23 protein-coding genes are annotated in these 16999 nt (G+C 63.0%); 2 read left to right on the forward strand and 21 right to left on the reverse strand.

The genetic code is table 11. The features are described 5' to 3' along the window. Positions 1–2 precede the first annotated feature (2 nt). Positions 3–440 carry a hypothetical protein gene (locus BTW07_RS05655; protein WP_075569196.1) on the forward strand — a complete coding sequence of 146 codons (438 nt, stop codon included), beginning with the start codon at positions 3–5 and terminating at the stop codon, positions 438–440. Here the strand turns inward: BTW07_RS05655 and BTW07_RS05660 are convergent. The 5 genes from BTW07_RS05660 to BTW07_RS05680 form a co-directional block, all read right to left on the reverse strand. Then, positions 425–3238 (reverse strand): phage tail tape measure protein, encoded by a 2814-nt coding sequence (locus BTW07_RS05660; protein WP_075569197.1) that lies wholly within the window; start codon positions 3236–3238, stop codon positions 425–427. The genes BTW07_RS05655 and BTW07_RS05660 overlap by 16 nt on opposite strands. 9 nt (positions 3239–3247) lie before the next feature. Continuing rightward, positions 3248–3379 (reverse strand): GpE family phage tail protein, encoded by a 132-nt coding sequence (locus tag BTW07_RS05665; RefSeq protein WP_075569198.1) that lies wholly within the window; start codon positions 3377–3379, stop codon positions 3248–3250. Between the two features lie 26 nt (positions 3380–3405). After that, positions 3406–3753: a phage tail assembly protein gene (locus BTW07_RS05670; protein ID WP_083941559.1), complete on the reverse strand. Its 348-nt coding sequence runs from the start codon at positions 3751–3753 to the stop codon at positions 3406–3408. A gap of 78 nt (positions 3754–3831) precedes the next feature. Then, positions 3832–4344: a phage major tail tube protein gene (locus tag BTW07_RS05675; RefSeq protein ID WP_075569199.1), complete on the reverse strand. Its 513-nt coding sequence runs from the start codon at positions 4342–4344 to the stop codon at positions 3832–3834. A 28-nt stretch (positions 4345–4372) separates the two neighbouring features. Next, positions 4373–5545: a phage tail sheath protein gene (locus BTW07_RS05680; protein WP_075569200.1), complete on the reverse strand. Its 1173-nt coding sequence runs from the start codon at positions 5543–5545 to the stop codon at positions 4373–4375. Between the two features lie 234 nt (positions 5546–5779). Here BTW07_RS05680 and BTW07_RS05685 point away from each other — a divergent pair, with 234 nt between their 5' ends. Continuing rightward, complete coding sequence (locus tag BTW07_RS05685) at positions 5780–6073, forward strand: hypothetical protein (RefSeq protein WP_075569201.1); 294 nt, start codon at positions 5780–5782, stop codon at positions 6071–6073. A 52-nt stretch (positions 6074–6125) separates the two neighbouring features. Here the strand turns inward: BTW07_RS05685 and BTW07_RS05690 are convergent, their stop codons facing one another. From BTW07_RS05690 to BTW07_RS05765, 16 genes are all read right to left on the reverse strand, one after another. Beyond that, on the reverse strand, positions 6126–6458 hold the full coding sequence (locus tag BTW07_RS05690; protein ID WP_075569202.1) for a hypothetical protein: 333 nt from the start codon (positions 6456–6458) through the stop codon (positions 6126–6128). Next, entirely contained in the window at positions 6455–7087 is a 633-nt protein-coding gene (locus BTW07_RS05695; RefSeq protein WP_075569203.1) for a DUF4376 domain-containing protein, read from the reverse strand. The genes BTW07_RS05690 and BTW07_RS05695 overlap by 4 nt, the downstream gene beginning before the upstream one ends. Beyond that, positions 7087–9516, reverse strand: a complete 2430-nt coding sequence (locus BTW07_RS05700) for a hypothetical protein (RefSeq protein ID WP_075569204.1) — start codon at positions 9514–9516, stop codon at positions 7087–7089. Before BTW07_RS05700 ends, BTW07_RS05695 begins: the two co-directional genes overlap by 1 nt. A gap of 10 nt (positions 9517–9526) precedes the next feature. Beyond that, complete coding sequence (locus BTW07_RS05705; RefSeq protein ID WP_075569205.1) at positions 9527–10090, reverse strand: phage tail protein I; 564 nt, start codon at positions 10088–10090, stop codon at positions 9527–9529. Beyond that, the gene (locus BTW07_RS05710; protein WP_075569206.1) at positions 10083–10982 is read right to left on the reverse strand and encodes a baseplate assembly protein; all 900 of its coding nucleotides are present in this window, start codon (positions 10980–10982) and stop codon (positions 10083–10085) included. Before BTW07_RS05710 ends, BTW07_RS05705 begins: the two co-directional genes overlap by 8 nt. Beyond that, positions 10979–11329, reverse strand: coding sequence for a GPW/gp25 family protein (locus BTW07_RS05715; protein ID WP_075569207.1), 351 nt, complete (start codon positions 11327–11329; stop codon positions 10979–10981). The genes BTW07_RS05710 and BTW07_RS05715 overlap by 4 nt, the downstream gene beginning before the upstream one ends. Further along, positions 11329–11970 carry a phage baseplate assembly protein V gene (locus BTW07_RS05720; protein WP_075569208.1) on the reverse strand — a complete coding sequence of 214 codons (642 nt, stop codon included), beginning with the start codon at positions 11968–11970 and terminating at the stop codon, positions 11329–11331. Before BTW07_RS05720 ends, BTW07_RS05715 begins: the two co-directional genes overlap by 1 nt. Before the next feature lie 70 nt (positions 11971–12040). Continuing rightward, positions 12041–12706 (reverse strand): phage virion morphogenesis protein, encoded by a 666-nt coding sequence (locus BTW07_RS05725; RefSeq protein ID WP_075569209.1) that lies wholly within the window; start codon positions 12704–12706, stop codon positions 12041–12043. Then, complete coding sequence (locus BTW07_RS05730; protein WP_075569210.1) at positions 12703–13185, reverse strand: phage tail protein; 483 nt, start codon at positions 13183–13185, stop codon at positions 12703–12705. The genes BTW07_RS05725 and BTW07_RS05730 overlap by 4 nt, the downstream gene beginning before the upstream one ends. Positions 13186–13280: 95 nt before the next feature. Next, positions 13281–13649, reverse strand: coding sequence for a hypothetical protein (locus tag BTW07_RS19385; RefSeq protein ID WP_083941561.1), 369 nt, complete (start codon positions 13647–13649; stop codon positions 13281–13283). Continuing rightward, positions 13646–14140, reverse strand: coding sequence for a lysozyme (locus tag BTW07_RS05740; protein WP_075569211.1), 495 nt, complete (start codon positions 14138–14140; stop codon positions 13646–13648). Before BTW07_RS05740 ends, BTW07_RS19385 begins: the two co-directional genes overlap by 4 nt. Next, the gene (locus BTW07_RS19810) at positions 14137–14337 is read right to left on the reverse strand and encodes a hypothetical protein (RefSeq protein WP_075569212.1); all 201 of its coding nucleotides are present in this window, start codon (positions 14335–14337) and stop codon (positions 14137–14139) included. The genes BTW07_RS05740 and BTW07_RS19810 overlap by 4 nt, the downstream gene beginning before the upstream one ends. Before the next feature lie 91 nt (positions 14338–14428). Continuing rightward, positions 14429–14641: a tail protein X gene (locus BTW07_RS05750; protein WP_075569213.1), complete on the reverse strand. Its 213-nt coding sequence runs from the start codon at positions 14639–14641 to the stop codon at positions 14429–14431. Beyond that, positions 14641–15114, reverse strand: coding sequence for a head completion/stabilization protein (locus tag BTW07_RS05755; protein WP_075569214.1), 474 nt, complete (start codon positions 15112–15114; stop codon positions 14641–14643). The genes BTW07_RS05750 and BTW07_RS05755 overlap by 1 nt, the downstream gene beginning before the upstream one ends. A gap of 112 nt (positions 15115–15226) precedes the next feature. Continuing rightward, complete coding sequence (gpM, locus tag BTW07_RS05760) at positions 15227–15925, reverse strand: phage terminase small subunit (protein ID WP_075569215.1); 699 nt, start codon at positions 15923–15925, stop codon at positions 15227–15229. 9 nt (positions 15926–15934) lie between these two features. Further along, complete coding sequence (locus BTW07_RS05765; protein WP_075569216.1) at positions 15935–16987, reverse strand: phage major capsid protein, P2 family; 1053 nt, start codon at positions 16985–16987, stop codon at positions 15935–15937. Positions 16988–16999 lie beyond the last annotated feature (12 nt).

The following is a 16999-nucleotide window of genomic DNA, read 5'->3' on the forward strand; positions in this document are numbered from 1 at the left end:
CCTTGAAAAAAACGGAAGTTGTGGCGAAAGAGTTGAATGATAACTTCACCTTTTTCTTGACGATAATTATTGCTTTAGTGGTTGCTGCTGGAGCTATGAAGTGGCTGGATGCTATTGATTCCGTGGACTCTTTTCTTGAGAGTCTCCGCGAATTCGACATCAGCGGAATTCTAATGTTATTAGCTGCGGCTTTGGCATCCACCTTTCGAAGTTCTGCTGGCCGGCTGAGCTTTATATGGACGTTGTCGGGGGCCGCAGTCTTTATTTTCAGTAAACTTCTCCTGGGTGGCCTGCCGAACTTGAATGGCGACTTTGGTCTTCGCCTTTCCTATGCCGTGTTGGGCTGCGCCTTCTATCTTGGGTTTGTCATATCCATGGTGAGCGCAGTAGTAGGGATTCTTGATAGCCGTAAGCCCTCTCCCTCTCAGTCGTTGTCATAGAGATTGCGGCGGGTGCGCGCGGCGGCGTCGCGTTGCGCAGCGGCCAACGCGCGCTGCACCTCGGCGGCGACGTAGCGGGCAAGCGCCTGCTCGTCCATGCCTGGCGCGGGGTGCACGTTGATGTCGCCGATGGTGATCTGAACGCCACCGCTCGCCGGTGCGGCGATGGGCGGGCGAGTATCCAGCGCGACATCGTGATTCGCGTTGAAGCCGGGCATGGCCGCAACCGGGAGTGACGCGGCGCCGATGGCGATGCCGGCGCCTGCCTGGGTCATGCGCTTGGCGATCTCGGCAACGCGGCGCACCGGCTCTTCGCGCTTCTGATCGAGCCCCTGATTGAATCCCTCCACGGTGTAACCGCCGATCTCCCGAAACGCTCGCGAGGGCGAGTTGATCCGGAGCAGCTCGCGCGCTTTCTTGATCGCGCCATCGGCCATGTCGCCAGCGCGATCCGCGACGGCTGACGCGCCGCTCTTGATCCCTTCGCCGAGGCCGACCGCAACGTCTTTGCCGGCGCTCCACATGCGCGAGGGGAGCGACTTGAGGTAGGCGATGGCCTCGTCCCACTTCTGCTCAAGCTGGCCCATCAGATCCCAGTCGCTGACGAGGCTCACCACGTAGTCGATGGCTTTGCCCGGGGCATCCTTGAACCAGTCCCAGAGGCTGGTTATGCCTTCCCACGCCGCGCCGAGGCCGTTGACGATGGCGTCGCCCAGGGTGGCGATGCTTTCCGGCACTTCTACGCCCATCTTGCGCAAGATGCCGATCACGCCCTTGTAGACGAGACCGAGCGGATTCCAGTTGATCAGTAGGCGCATGACGCCACCTACGCCGTCATCGAACGCGGCTTTGACGTCGCGCCAGCGATCGGCGAAGAACGCGGCGATGCCGTCCCAATTTCGATAGATCAGGTACGCGGCGCCGGCGATGGCTGTGACGGCGAGACCGATCGGGTTGAGCAGGAAGGCGCGGCCGACCACGGCGACGATACGGCCGAGCCATTTGAACGCGCCGCCGAGCAGCTTGATGCCGCCCTTGGCGAGTTTGCCTAACAGCGAATCGGCACCCTTGGCGCGCAGGCCGACCATCTCAAGCAGCCAGCGTGTGGCGGCGAACGGACCCAGCAGTGAGGCGAGCGCCAGCGTCAGCGCGCCGGATACGGCAACCACAGCAGCGATGGCGGCGGTGATCTTGATCAGCCACGAGACCAACTCGGGATTGGCCTTGATCCACGTCACCACGGCGTCACTGACGGCGATGATGTCGTCGCGGACATCGCGCAGCACGCGCATCAGCTCACCGGATAGCGCGCGTTGGACGCGCTTCAACGCCGACATTGCGTTATCGCCGAGCGTCTTCGCCATCTCGTCGATCGTGCCGGTGACATCGCCCAGCCCCTCGCCGGCGCCAGTGAGTCCCTCGAGGAACTTGGGAATCTGGTCGACGGAGAGATCTTCGATGGGCGTGCCGAATAGCGCGATGGCGGTGTTGGCGCGCTTAGCGGGATCCTCGATGGCGAAAATCGCCTTGGCGGTTTGCTGCAGGGCTTCCCGCGCGGTCGGCCCGCCGCTGGCGATGGCGTCCGACATGGCCTGGGCGTTCAGGCCCACCGATTCATAGGCCGAGACGCTGGCCTTGCTCATGTCGGAGCCACGAATCGTGAACTCCTTGAGCGCGTCACCGGTCTTGTCGAGCGCGAACTTGCCCTGACCGGCGGCGTCGACGAGCAGACCCATTGCCTGCTTACCGTCGAAGCCGAGCGAGCGGAAGTTGGTCGAGTACTCGTGCAGGATCTCTGGCAGCTCGTCGCGCATCTCGACGGAGACACGCTGGAAGCCGGCGCCGATCAGATCCATGGCGGCATTGGCATCTTTCGCTAGCCCGTTCTTCACCATGATCTGGGCGGTCTGCACCGATTCGGCGACGTCGGTACCGAACACGTCGGAGAGCGTCAACGCGCGCTTGGTGAGATCGGTCAGGTTTTCCTGGCTGATGTCATCCAGCGAGCCGAAGGCAGCACCGACGGCGGCGACCGCGTCGGTGATCTGTTGCATGTCGGCACCGCGTCCGGTGCCGTAGACGTCGGCGATGACGTCCTGATAGACCACGCCCCGATCCGTGTCTTCGCCAAATTGCGAGGCCAGTCGGGCGCCGGACATCTCGGCGGAAAACGCTTGGTTAGTCAGCGCGAAGACGCCACCACCACCGGCGGCGACGCCGGTCATGCCCGCGCCGGTCATGTTGTTGGCGCGGCCGATGGTGCGGTGATACTTCTTCGCCGCATCGGCGGCCGCCTTCTGCCGGCGCGCGACTTCGCGCAGCCCGTGCTGCTGCTTCTCGATTTCTTCGTTGGTGCTGCGAATCCGCCGCTGTAGCTCACGCTGCTGGTCGGCGTAGCTGCCGGTCACACCTTCAACGCGGGTCATGCTCGAGCGCAGGTCACGCAGCTTGCGCTGCTCGTCTTCGTATCGTTCGGAGAGCTTGCGTGCCTGCTGGATCGCGGCCTTGCGTTCGCGGCCGAGCGCGGCGGTATCCGCGCCGGCTTCGTTCATGCGACGCGATAGGTCTCGGATCTCGTCCTGTTGCTGCTGCAGCGCGCGGGCGCTCTCGCGGGATTGCTCCTTGAGCTGACGGAATCCGCGCATGTCTTTCTGCGCGCGCTCCAGCGTCTTCAGCTGCTCACGGCTGGCCTTCAGTGCCTCGGCAGTTTCGCCGCTGCCCTGGGTAATCTTCTTGAGTGGGCCGGTCGCCTTGTCGATGGCGCGGAGGAGGACGTCGAGCTTCAGGTTTCCGGCCATCGGGGCGTCCTATCGGGTCGGGGCTTTCTTCGGGGGGTCGTGACGGAGGCGGGCGCGCTCTCGCCACTCGGTCAGTTCTTCGAGCGACATGGCGTCCATGTCGCTCGGGGTCCAGTGGAACACCATGGCGAGATCGGCCATGGCATCCTCGACGTGATTGGGTAGCGTCAGTCGTTCGTTTCGCGGAACTTCCGAGGCAGCAAAAAACCGGTGACGGCACCGCCCAACTGGAAGAGGTCAGCGGGATCTATATCGCGCAGTTCTGCTTCGGAAAGCGATGGTTCGGTGATGCGCGGCAGCACCTTGGTCAGCGCCGTCACTTCCATCTGCAGCACTTCGGTCAGCGAGACACCACGCAGGGCGCCGGACTTCGGCTTGCGCACGGTGATCTCGCTGACACTCTTGCTGCCGCGCTTGATTGGGTAGTCCAGCGTGATGACGGTTTCGCTGTCGGACTTTGTCGAGTTGACGGCGGTGGCTTCAGTGCTTTCAACGGCTGCGGTTTGTTCGGTCATGGTCTTCTCTCTACTGGCGATGTCGTACCACCCCGGCGGGGGTGGCGGTATTCGATCCGGATGGACGTAGTGCATGAATTACAGGCCGAGCGCCTTTCGCCGCTTCTCGAGACGATCCTCGCCGCGCACCTTGAAGATGAAGCCAGGCACGTCGCGCTCGATGATGTCTTCCCCGTCGACGGTCAGCTTGTAGTAACTGATGGTCGTGGTGATCGACATGGTGTTGTTATCGCCTTTGCTGCCTTCGCCCATGCCGATGGTCTTGTGGCGGCCGCGCACGATGACTTCGACCGGGACGACTTGGCCGGTTTCATCGCTTTCGTAGCTCCCGTTCATGCGCAGCATGGCGGCGTCGTGAACCGGGGAGCCGAAAGAGTCGAACAGGCCATCGACGATCAGGCCGCCGGCGGTCCACTCCATCGTCATGAGCTGCATGCCCTGATCGACTTCGATGGGGCCATCCATGCCGCCGCCTTCGTACTCGACCATGCGGCGGGCGAGTTCGGGCAGCGTCAGCGAGGGAATCTTGCCCTGCCAGTTGTTGCCGTCGCCGAACAGGTTGAAGTCCTTGAGGATGTTGGGGAGTGACATGTTTTCGGGCTCCTACTCTCTAGTCAGTTCAGGCGGCGACGCGCGCGGCGAAGTCGACCAGGTACTGGTCGCTGATTCGCTGCTGCAGCATGAGGTTTTCGAGCGGCGGAACTGGCGTGTAGTCGTAGTCGATGTACAACTTGCCGCTCTTGAGGACGTCGGTGGTGTTGATCTCGCTGTCGAACCAGGCGCTACCGCCGAGCAGATAGCCTTGACGAGTCAGCTCGCGCATCTTGGCGTTGATGCCTTCGATGATGTCGCGCGCCAGAGTCGGGTGCATGGGCTTGTCGATCGCCCAGAGGTGGGCCTCGGCCATGGTGTCCGCGAGTACCTGAGCGGTGCGGGTGTAGTTCTCGAACGCGAACAGCGGATCGTCTGAGCAGGTACGCGAGCCCCAGAAACGGAAACCGTCGCGGTTGATCAGCGTGGTGACATCGGCGGCGTTCAGCACGCCGGCATCGGTCGCCGGATCCTGCAGATCCCAGTAGATGTCGTGCGACAGCCCGGTGACGCCGTTGACGGCGACGTTGCTCAACGTCTTGTGCCACCCGGTTTGTTCGTCGATCTTGGCGCGCAGGCCCATTGCCCGGGCGACGGCGGAGAGGTTGCGAGTTTGGGCAGCGTTGACATCGAAGCCGGTGAAGTCCGGCCAGATCACCATCGCCTCGCGAGCGCCGTAGGTCTGGCGGTACATCGTCGCTTCTTCGACTGAGGTGCAGCCGTAGGCGGAGAGATAGGCGAAGGCGCGCAGCTTCTGGGCGAGACTGATCAGCGCGGCGCCGACATCCTCGTCGTCGAGTTCCGGCACGCCCAGGATGCGCGGCTTGATGCCGAACTTCGCCTGCGCTGCCAGCAGCGCCTGGATGCCGGTCTTCTGGCCGGTGCCCTCGACGTTGCCGATGATGTTGGCTTTGGTCTCGTCGGCTGTCTCGCCCTCGGCGACGCGAACTATGACGGATACCGGTTTAGCTTGATCGACGATGGCATCCAGCGAGCGAGCCAGAGTGCCGGTGTCGCCAGCCTTGCCCATGGCGGTATAGGGATCGGTGACGAGCACCGGGGTATTCAGCGGGAATTGATCGGGATCGGCGTCGTCCGCTGTGGCGACCATGCCGATCACCGCCGTGGAAACGGTGCGTATCGGGCGGGTGCCTTCGTTGATCTCGACGACGCGAACGCCGTGATGGTAATCGGTCGCCATGGGCGAGCTCCTGCGCAGGTGGTGGTTCGATGCATGCGTGCGGCCATGCTTGCGCGGCCGGCGACGGAGCTCTAGCGGTGGGCGTTGTAGATCGGTGATCTACAACGCGGGGTAGGTGGCGGCAACTTTTTACGATTGGTGTGAATTTGCTCCCAAAATGGGCGGCAAGCGTCGCAGCGGGGCGCGGCGGCGGGGGTACGGTGGTGGGGCAACCCCACTACCGAGGAACATCCGATGAAAAATTTGCAACGAATCCGTACTCGTCTCGTCCGCATTGTCCCGCCGATTGAACGTTGGCCGACGTGGTTGGTGTCCGTGATGGGCCTGATGACGTGGCTCGTTTATGAGCATCAACAGCTGATGCAGGCCGCATTATTGGGACTACTGGTGCCCGCAACGCTGGCTGCCGGCTTTACTACAGAGGCCATGCCGCTATGGGCATTCGTTTCGGTGGTCGCGGTGTTCATCGCTCAGATGAGGAGATTGCTGGCCGATTGCTATCGTGTCCTGGCTGCTCGCGGCTACTGAGAAAAAAGCCCGCACGCGGCGGGCTTATCTGGATGACTTGGGCTCAGATGGACTATGTCAGAAAGACATCGACTCCGATCTGTATGGCGTAGAGCAGCAGCAGGCAAACGAGCGCGGGAGTCATCCAGTCGAGCATCGAATCACGCGTCCAGCTCCGTGCCATTCCCTCCCACCACCGGACGGGCAGCTTCTTTCCCCAACGCCAGCCACGCGCGACGCCGAGCCGGTACTCGTGAGAGGTGCACTCGCGGGCGAGAAACCAGACAACGGGAATCGCGAAGGCTATCAGCGCGGCGCCGGGGATATCGAATAGGGCGAGGATCGCCCAGGCGACCAGCATCATGACTGCGCCGATCAGTGCGTGCTGCCAGTTGGTTCGGTTCATGCGAGTTCCTCGATGGTGGTGTCGGTGTTCCAGGTGATCGCTTCGAGAGCGGTGCGATCACCTGCCGCCTCGGCTGCGGTGACCGCGTCCTTGAGCTGCCAGCTCTTTGCCAGCAGCGCTTGCTTGAACTCTTTCGCAGCGTCGGTGAGTGCGATCATCTGCTCCGGCGTGAGCGCGTAGACGGTGTTCGATTTCGCGCGCAGCGACATCACCGCGCCGGTCTCACCGGCGGTGCGCAGATCCCGCGCTTCGATTGCCAGGCCGAGCAGGTTCGCTTCGTCCTGATCGGGGCGGGTCTGGATCACGTCATCCGTGTCGCCAGGCAGGGGGTAGGGCATGCCCGCGGCGAGTGCGGCTGAAAGTGCGGCTTCGATCTCGGATCGCTTACGCCTTGCCATAACCGCGAGCGGTATTACTCGCGGTGGGATCTCCTGACCCGAGGCAATGATCGCGGCATGGATCTGCTGACCGAGTGCTTCGGCGTCTTCTGCCGAGGCTGTAAACGGTATCCAGCCGTGCGAAGGGTGCTCGATCTCGCAGTCGATAGTGCTATCGACATTGCGCACCGGGTTGCGCCATGCCGGTGTAGTTACGACTGGCACGACCGCGTCGATAACTGCGTCGCTCATTAGGAGATCCTCAGAAACAGGGAAATCGAGTTGTTGCCGTCATTATCGGCGTCGTGGATATACCCCATTAAACGCCACGTACCGCTAGGGCGTTGATTTGTAGCCGCATCAGCGCCGGCGTAACGCAGATTACTACCGGAAAATGTGTCCCCCGGTGATACCGAACCATCGCCGGGCGAGCCGTCGGCCATGAAAAAAGCGTATGTGCCAACTCCGCCAAGCGATTGATTTAGCAAGCCGGCGTCGATACCACCATCAGCGCGATCAATACGGCCGTCCGGCCGGATACGGAACCGATAGTCGCTGCCGTCGTGATAATCGACGTTGCCACTACTCGAGACGGAAAGTCGCGCTCCACCATTGGTTATTTTTGTAGCGTCGTAGTCCCTCTCTTTGAGTAGACGATCGCCGCCGGCTTCGACCCAGCCAGGGCCGAGCAGTACGCGCGGCGTGTCCTTGCCGGGTTCCTGGTCGGCGTAGAACGCCAGTGTGTTGGCACCCTCGTCGTAAACGATGCCGTCCCAGTTAGTACTACCGCCGGAGCCAAGACGCAGTCGGCCGCTGGCAACGACCAGCTCGGGATAAATCACCGCTAGATCTGATGTGAAATAAGCCTGGCGATCATTGTTTGCCCATATCTCTATTTGGCCGTCACCGCTTCCTCGAATGCCTGAGTCGGTGTCGCCCAGCGCGATTCCCGTGCCATTCCAAAACGACTTACTGGTGTCGACGCCAGTGCCAACTGCCAAGCCATCGACGATACGAACGTGATTAGGCGCAAACTCCATCACGATGTGACTGTTTTTACTGTCTCTAACCCATGCTGAACCGCCGCTTTCTGAAAACTCCCAGTTGGGCAGCATGAATCCCTCGCCGAAGCCATCGTCGTTGATGACGATCTTATTGACGCCCGTTATATCGTGGTTTGTCATTTCCAGGCCGCTAACCAATCTCACCCCACCGGCGGCATCTGCTGTTAATACATTTGAAACAGCTAACTGATTATCGATCCGTATAGTCGACTTCGTCGCGACCAATTGTCGCTCGTTGTTTGCCCAAATCTCGACTTGGCCGTCACCGACACCACGGATGCCAGAATCGTTGTCGACTAGTGCGATAGCGCCGCCGTTCTCGAAATCATTACCAGGAATTGCGCCCCCGACACCCAATGATTTAAAGGCGCGGCAATACGTTTCTTTGAATTCGAACGCGGTTACGCATCCGCTGACATCGTCGGCATTTCCGCCATCGGCGTCGATTTTAATGGCCATGCCGCCGCCGTTGTAGAACAGCGCGCCCATGCCGGAGTTCGTCGATTTATCGAATAGCAACAGCGACGGTTCGAACGCCATCACCCTGATGCCGTAATCGTTGCCGTCATCGAAGTGGCCGCCGGTGCTGACCGTCAGCGGACCACCTAGGGACTGCATAGCGTCGACGTTATTGCGAACCAGTGCCGACAGCGGCTGGCCACCGACCTTGGAGGCGTCGCCAGCGCTTCCCGAGACGTTGATGTCGTAGCTGCCTGAAAGCCTCGCTTTTGGCACGGTGCCAGCATTGAGATTGCTGGCGCTCCGAAAATAGGCTTCATCCTTGAGCGCGGCCGAGCCCAGCGCCGCAAACGCGGCCTGCACGGTCTTCGGGTCGCCGAGCGTGGCGAGCGCACCGAGCGAGATCCGGTCCGCCGCGTGCGCGCCGGTTTCCGTTCGGTGGGCATCGAGCGCGACTTTGTTGCCTGCAGGCGTGACGGCTCGAGTGTTGTCAGCGCCGTCCCTGGTTTCGGCGGAGGTGGCCAGCTCGACCATGCCCTGATTGTTAGTGTTGGCCGCCGGATGATCGCGGCTGGCTGCATGGTCGGTGAGCTGTTTCACCGTGGCGTAGGCGGCCAACACTTTATCGATGAACACTTTCAAAGTGCGTGGGACGATGGCGCGATGGCGGTCAGTACCGGCGTCCACTTCATCCTGGGTGGCTATCTCGATCACGCCTTGAACGGTTTCGGACGCGGGTGGGTTGAGGAAGGCAGCGTCGCCGAACGTGAGCGACGAGACGTCGATATCCGCAATCTCGATATCCGTGGCGAGCAGCAGCGTCGCGGGTGCGGCCTTCTCGATGATCCAGTCGTCGGGCTGGCTGAAATAGGCGAAGAACACGCCGTTATCGAGGAATAGGCCGATCTCGCCGACGCTGTAGGTGTCGCTGGTCTCATCCTGCAGGGTGACGTGAATGATATCGGGCGCGACGGTTTCACCGGCGATGGTGTCGACGCGCTTGATCGGATCGACGAGGTCGGTGCGGGTTCGGTCGCTGGCTTGATACTGGCCGCGACCGAGGCCGATCTCGGCGATCTGGCGCGCGCCGGTGCCGGTGTTGTCGTCGTTGGTCAGCGCCGCGCGGCCGGCGTCGGTGACGATGAATCGAATCGCCATGGGCTCTCCGTCAGTCTGCTGTGGCCGTCAGGCGGCGGTAGATGTAGGGGCGGGCGACGGCGACGATGCCGACGCCGGCGGTGGCATTCAGCCCGGCGGTGAAGGTGAAGTGGCTGCGGACCGGCTTCGTCCGGCTTATTTCGTCGACGATGTCCTGCTGGTATTCGGCTGTGTTCGGGACGTCGGCACCGAGCGAGAGGGTGACGTCGAAGGTGTGCGGTTCGCCGGGCGTGGCGCGCTGCCACCATTCGCGGATCGTCAGGCTCGAGCCAAACGAGCGGACGACGTCCCGGACGCTCTTGGCCGTCCCCTTCCGGCGCTGGATCTCGATCGCATCGCGGATCCGTTGACGCTTGATGCGTTCCGGCCAGTACGGTTGCCAGGAATCCAGCGACATTGCCCAGGCGAGCCAAGGCAGCAGATCGGCGGGGCAGGTATCCGGGTTCCAGAGCGAGCGCAGCGGCACCGGCAGATCAGCCGCCGTTGCCGTGGTCGCTTCGAGGGCGCGCTCGGCGGTGGTGGCGTTGGGTGGCAGCAGGCTGACAGCGCGGCCTCGGGCGTCTGAATCACTCATCGAGGCCCCCATCGGTCAGGTCTATGGCCGTGCAGTAGGTCGCCTGGGTGCGGTCGACGACGATACTGGCCGCCGGCTCGGCGAGCTCAACGCTTTGGACGCCGGGCTGATGGAGCGCGGCGTAGAGGCCGGACAGCGTGACGTCGAGCCCTAGGCGGTGCTGTTGCTCGGCGTACGTTGCGGCCTGTTCCTGGGCCTGGCGCATGACGACTTCGCGATCCGGCCCGGCGTAGAAATAGAGCGTTGCATCGATGGCGTATTCGATGATCTCGGCCGACTGGACGGTGACGTGGTCGGTGAGCGGGCGGACGTCCTCGGCGGATAGTGTCGCGTCGACGACATCGAGCAGTGACGCTGGCGCGTTGCCGTTGTCGTTGCGGGAAAGCACGGTGACGACCACCTCGCCGGGCGATGGGCTTGTCGCGCTGGCATCGAGCACCGCACCATCGGCCGACAGCGCGTGAAACACGTAGGCGCCCTCGGGGCCTGCCGTACTGAACCCTTCGAGCGAGAGCTGAATACGGCGGCGAAAGTCGGCGTCGGTCTCGAACGTCGGTTCGACCGGCGGTATGGCATTGGGATTGCCTTCGCTCAGTGTCTGACGCTCGACACCGTAGAGCGCGCCAAGTTGGTCGAGATCCGCGCCGATGGCGTAGGCGAGCATGACACCCTTGGCCGCTTCGTTGATGCGCTGGCGAAGCAGCATTTCCCGGTAGGCCGCGACCTGCAGGACTTTGTAAGCGGGGTCGGATTCGACGGTAACGTCAAAGCTCGGATCGCGTTCGCGCAGGTCGGCGAGCATGGCGTCGAATATAGTCTCGAACTCGATTGCCTCGACGACATCCGGTGCCGGCAGGCGAGAGAGATCGACCGCTGTAAAACCGCCACTCATGAGGCGCGCTCCGATAGGGGAATACTCAGGGCGACGACGTTGTCATCGTCGGTGACGCCGTCGATCTCGAAGGTAACTCGGCCCGGCTCGGTGGTGCTGACGCTCTTGCGAATCGCGGTGACGCGGACGCGCGGCTCCCAGCGCAGAATCGCCATCACCGAGGCGCTGTAGGCTTGCAGTAGCGTGGCGTCATTCAGTGGCTGGTCGATCATGCTGGGCAGGAGCGAGCCGTAGTCACGGCGCATGACGCGGGAGCCGATGGGCGTCGTCAGGATGTCGGCGATGGACTGACGGATGTGATCGATGCCATTCAGGGCGGTACCGTTGCCGCGACTCATGCCGCCCATCAGCTGACACCCTCGGTTTTGTCGCCGCCGCGCTGTACGCCGTCATGCGTGTGGCTCGAGCTGATGTCTTTGCCGTTGCTGGTCACGGCTCCCTTGAACGCGACATCGCCGGCCATCGTGGCCGTTTTGCCGCTGGGCTGGCTGAAGTTGCCGTTCAGCGTGAGGTTGCCATTGATGACGGTATTGGCATTGATCGTTGCGCCGGCACTGGCCGTGGCGGTTAGAGCGGCGGCGGTGTTCACGGTGACGTCGGCCTTGGCGTCGATCGAGGCGGATCCGGGAAGCGTGGCACGCAGGTGGCTTGCTTTGTGGTCGTACTCGAGCACGGCGCCATCCGGACACACTCGGCGCCAGAGATTGGCGGCATCGGCCGGTGCGGGGTGAGCGGTGCTGAATAGGCCGGTGAGTACGACGCCCGAGGCAGGATCCCCACCGGGAGAAAACAGGATGACCTGCTCGCCGACGGTCGGCGGATCCCAGTCGAGGGTGGTACCGGCGCGCAGCGTCAGCCACTGCAGCCATGTGGTCAGCATGTCGCCCGACCGGACTCTGACACGCGCAGCCGCGTGATCGACCTCGGCGATGGTACCGAGGCGGATCAGGTTGTGAATCAGGCGGAGTAGTTCGGCGGCGTTGTTCATGCCGCGATGGTTGCGCGCTGTTGGGATCGGCGGAAGCGAGCGGCGTTGTAGATCCCGAATCTACAACGGCCTAGCCATACATATCGGATCCGAGGTGTCGTACCAGCATGTCGTGGATCATCTCGATGTCGTCCGGTGTGGCGCCGAGTAGCTTGCGCTCGGGGTAGTCGTACTCAAGGTGGGCGTTCACCGGTGCCCGCTTGCCCTCCTGATGGATGCGGGCGATATGAGCGATTCGGCCCTCGTAGCCTAGCGAGACTTGATCCGCTGACGCCTTCATCTTGAGATAGCGCGCGTTGCGCAGCTTCTCGAACATCGCTTCGTTCGAGCTGCCGCGTTTCTTGCGTGGATCGGCGACGGGGGTTAGATCGATCTCGATCACGCGCACGACGCGGCGTTTCTTGAATGTGCGCAGGGCGCCGGCGTGGCGCTGGTCGAACCCAAAATACGTCTCGGGCGTGGAAAACCAGTTCACGATCTCGCGCTCTTCCGCCTCGTGTCCGGGTTTCTCGTAGATGAAGCGCAGACGCTTACGCGCGCGCCGGCGTTTCTTCTTGCCGACACGTGCGGGGTAGGGGGTGCCGTCGGGGTTCTTCTGTTTGCGGATGCGCTGTTGCTGGCGCTTGCGCAGGGCGGTCCCGATCTCGCGGGCGAGCTTCTTTCGCTCGGCCGGCTCGAGCTTGTCGAGCAGGGGCTCGACCCATTCGTCGAGCTGGGTCACCGCGTCATCGCTCATGCGCTGCCCCACTCGGCGGCGAGCCGGTAGTCCGCCGCCGGATCCTCACGAACAAACAGTTGCCAGCGCTCGGCGGGGCAGTCATCCGCTGCATACTCGGGCATTCGGTGCTCGCTGCGGATCGCGCCGGCGGCGCAGTCGACCTGGGCAACGACGCGCTCGGTCAGCTCGACGCTGAAAATGGCGTCGATGTCGGTATTCGAGTGTATCTCGAGCGTGAATCGTAGCGCCTGCTCGGGATCGGTATCCGGCTGATAGCGGGCGAGCCACTGGAGAAGTGGCAGCACGACGGGATCGAGGTCGCCGCCGATACCAATGACGATCACCTCGGCGGTGACGCGGTATTCATGAGAGAGGTTCGCCCCGCGGTGGAATTTGATGTTGCCGTCGGGAACGTAGGTGCGCAGCCGATCCGGGTCGTGGGCGAGTCCCGGCACGCTGGTCAGCAGATGTTGGCGAAGGCTAGTCAGTTTGCGCATCGAGGGCGTCCACCAGACCGTTATGACGCGTGGCGCAGTCGTGGTACTGCCACGCCCAGGCGTTCATCGTGAGTGTGATTTCCCCGCCGGTGCCGTCATTCAGCGGCGGCAGTGTCGGCGGGCATTTGCGCTTGAGGTTCTGTTGTGTCGGGGGCTCTGCCGGCTGCGGCGTCGTTGAGCAAGCGCACAGCGTTATCGCCAAGGCACACGTTGCGGTAAATCGGCTGCTGAATTTCACGGATGATCCCTCTGTCGATGATGCGCTCGTTCGCGTCGAGTTCTGCCAGGCGGTCCTCGACCACGCCGGCGATATCCGCTTCGCGTGCCATCGCGGCATCGACGACCAGACGCGCGGCGCGCTCTTCGGTCAGTCGCTGGGCGTCGGCGAACCAGCCCCGAGAGATCCACCCGCCACCGGCGGCGATGGCGAGCGCGATAGCGACAATCACGATGCGGAGTTTCATTCGAGACCCGCGAGGCAGAGCTCGCGCTCGGCGGCTCGACGTTTGACGAGTCCGGCGAGCTTCTTGCCCTGGGCGTAGACCCATCGGGAGAGCTGATCGCAAGCCGCCCTAGGCTGGCCGGCATTGAGCAGCTCGAGCAGGGTCGAGCGACGAAACGCGCCTTCGCCGACGTTGAAGATGAAGCTGGCTATCCCCGCGCGCCGCGTTGGCGGCATGGTGGCATTGACCGCCGGCGTCACGTTTCGATTGATGGCATCGAAGGCGGTACCGAGATCACCGGCGAGCAGCGCTTCGCACTCTTCGGGTGTCTTGGTCTGGTGGAGCTTGACCGTCGGCCCGGTGTGGCCGGTGCAGATCGTCGGAATCCCGACCGGGTCCGGGTAGCTCTCCAGCTCGGTGCCTTCGTAATGTTTGACTACGCTAACCGAGAGGGACAGCGCGAGTGTTGCGCCGCCTGCCGCGCCGCCGAGCCAACGAGTCCAGTTCTTCATGACTTCTCCCTATCCAGCCAGCCGCGCAGCTTCTCGATGTACTTGGGCACGATCAGCCCGATCTGCAGGGCGAGATACGCGAGCGTGAGCACGGTGATCCAATCGCTGGGCGTCATGCCCCCGGCATGCAGGAGCGTGACGATCGCGGGTGGCGTCGACTTGATGGCTTCGGTGGTGATGTTTAATTGCTGGGCCATGGCCGTTCCTGCGTGAGCTATCAGAAGAGTGATCAGCACGACTACCGGGTCGGGCTGTTTGCGTGGTTGGCGTAGTCTCGCGGTCATGGCATCAGTCCCAGAGCTGAACGACGGTCGAGCGCTGAGGCTGTTGGACGACATCCGGCAGCGTGATCGCGGTGCCCTGGGGAAGCATCGGCCCCAGGTCAGCCAGGCCCGGATTCTGCTCGAGCAGCTGCTCGGTTACGCCCGCCGTGCGGCCGTATACGCGCTGACAGATTGCGTCGACGGTGTCGTACTGATGGGCGTAGACGATGCGGGGCATCAGATCAGTTCCACCGTGGTGTGTGGCTCGCCGATGATCTCGGAGACCGCCCAGCGGGCGTCCCGCCGGTAATCCTCCGCCGCTTCGTCTTTGATCTCGCCGCGCTCGTCGCCTTCGCGCGTCGCGCTGTAGTTCCGGTAGCTTTCGAGAATCCGTGCATGTGCTTCGGAAAACACCGCCTGCTGGTAGAGCTCGGTCGTGTGACCGGGGATCTGCCATGGTTCGGCCGGTACCGCGTTGGCGGCGAGGATGCCCGCGTCACGTTGCCGGGCCTGGAAGTCGGCGAGCTGCCGGTTGATATCGCGCATGGAAGTGCCGAGCGCATGCTCCACGCGGCCGTTGGTTATGGTGGTGTCGATACGGTGCCGGTCGCGAAAGATGCCGGGCTCGATGTCGGGCCAGAATCCGTTGTTCGTGATCGGCGGCGATGTGGCGGGCTGGGTATTGCTGCCGCCGTGGGCGACTAGAGACATGGCGCGTTCCGTTCAAAAAAGGGAGGTGGATCGGGGATCGACGATATGGGGCACATGGCCCGGATCTCCCCCCGATGCCTCCCGGCCGTCGGCGTGCGACTCGGTTGCAGCGTCAGACGCTCGGCTGACCGCTCGCGTTCTTCTTGATCTGGCGCTCGAGGTTCTCGATGTCTCGCTTCACGCCTACACGGTCGTTCAACTCCAGCGCGCGTTTCAGCTGCTCGACGGCGGCACCAGGGCAACCGGCGTCGCGCAGTGCGTAGCCATACGCCTTGTGAAACTTGGCCGTGATCTGGTCGTGCATGTCGACGCCATCGATGAGATCGCGGGCGTCGGACATGATCGCCGCGAGGCGCGTACCGAGCTGCTGGCGTGTCTCGTCGTTGACGCTCTCGATCTGGCTCAAGACCTCTTCGGCGAGCTGCTCGGTGATTAAGCTCGGCGTGTCGCGCTCGAACCGATCCGGCGTGTCGAGATCGTGCTCGATGGCGTAGCGGGCAATCGCCAGCGCGCCTTCAAGGTCGCCGACGTCGAGTCGCCAGATCATGACGGTGGTTACGATTTCGTCGCGCGCGCCGTTGCCGGCTTCGAGAACGCCCGCGATGTAGGCTTCGAACTGCGGCAGCAGCTCGCGCTTCATCGCGACCTTGGCCTCGGTGGACTTCACCTTTTTCAGCGACAGGCGGGCGTCGTAGAGCGCGGCCATCATCAGTTCGTACTGATCGCCGCTCTGCTGTTGTCCGGCCTCCGCGCCACCGGCCGACTGAGCGGCGGTGACACGTTGGAAGTGCCGGCGGGCTGGGCTGGTCATGGCTTCCCCTTACGCCTTGGTGGTGTCGATGTTCTCGATCACGCAACCGAAGCCGTAGTCTTCGACGACGTAGGCATCGTTCGAGCTTTCGTAGTTCTCGACTCGCTTGCGCTCCGGCTTGTCGCGCAGGTAGCGGCGACGGCTCCCGTTCTGCCAGTAGAGCGACAGATTGCTCAGCGCGGTGATGAAGATCGTCCCATCGGGCACGAACGGGGCGCGCACGGCTTGCAGGCCACCCACGCGCTCCTGGCTGATGATCAGGTCCAGCGCGCGCTGTTCGCTCGGCGGCTGACTCTTGTTGACCAGCGGGAAGTACTTATCGGCGAGCAGCTTGCGGCCCATGATCACCACCAGGTCGGTGGATTCACGGAACCACGGATCGATCATCTCGTTGACTGCGTCCATGACGAGGGCGTCGAGGTTGGCGTAGTCGCCAACGATCCCGGTCACTTTGCCTTCGGCGTCTTTCGTCTCGGTGGGATCGATGACGATTTGACCTGGCGTCGCCTCGCCGGTGGTCATGACGCGCTGCGGGGCGTGATCGCGGTACTGCTGCAGCCAGCCCTTATTGACGTCCTGTAGCAGCGGGTTGGCAGTGCGATCGGTCTCGACGGCGGCTTTCGTGCCGTTGAATCCGATCATGATGCGGTCCAGCGCTTGCTGCCGCAGGATCACGTTACGAACGCGAGTCTGGAAATCCTGGAAGCGCGACCAGGCGTCGAGCTTGCCCCAGGGAATGGCCGTGTCGAACTCGGTGGACACACACTCATACGTGTTCGCGTTCAGTGCGGTGACGTCGCGCGGCGAGCGGTCCTTGGCCGAAACATCGGTACGACCGGCAATCGGGCCGGTGACGCCGAGGCCGAGCTTTTCGCCCTTGAGCTCGTCGACGCCGATCACGTTGATCAGGCTGAGGAATTCGCTCGATTCCTGGATTCGGGTTTCCAGCGTCTGCTGGACGCTGGGCTCGACCGCGAAGGATTCCGTCGCGGAGTTGACGCCGGACAGCTGGGCCAGATGGGCGGTCAGGCGGTTGAAGGCGACGCGAGTATCGTTGCGCATGGTGTGGCGGTC

Origin of the sequence: Salinicola socius, from assembly GCF_001937195.1 — a bacterium.
Taxonomy (GTDB): domain Bacteria; phylum Pseudomonadota; class Gammaproteobacteria; order Pseudomonadales; family Halomonadaceae; genus Salinicola; species Salinicola socius.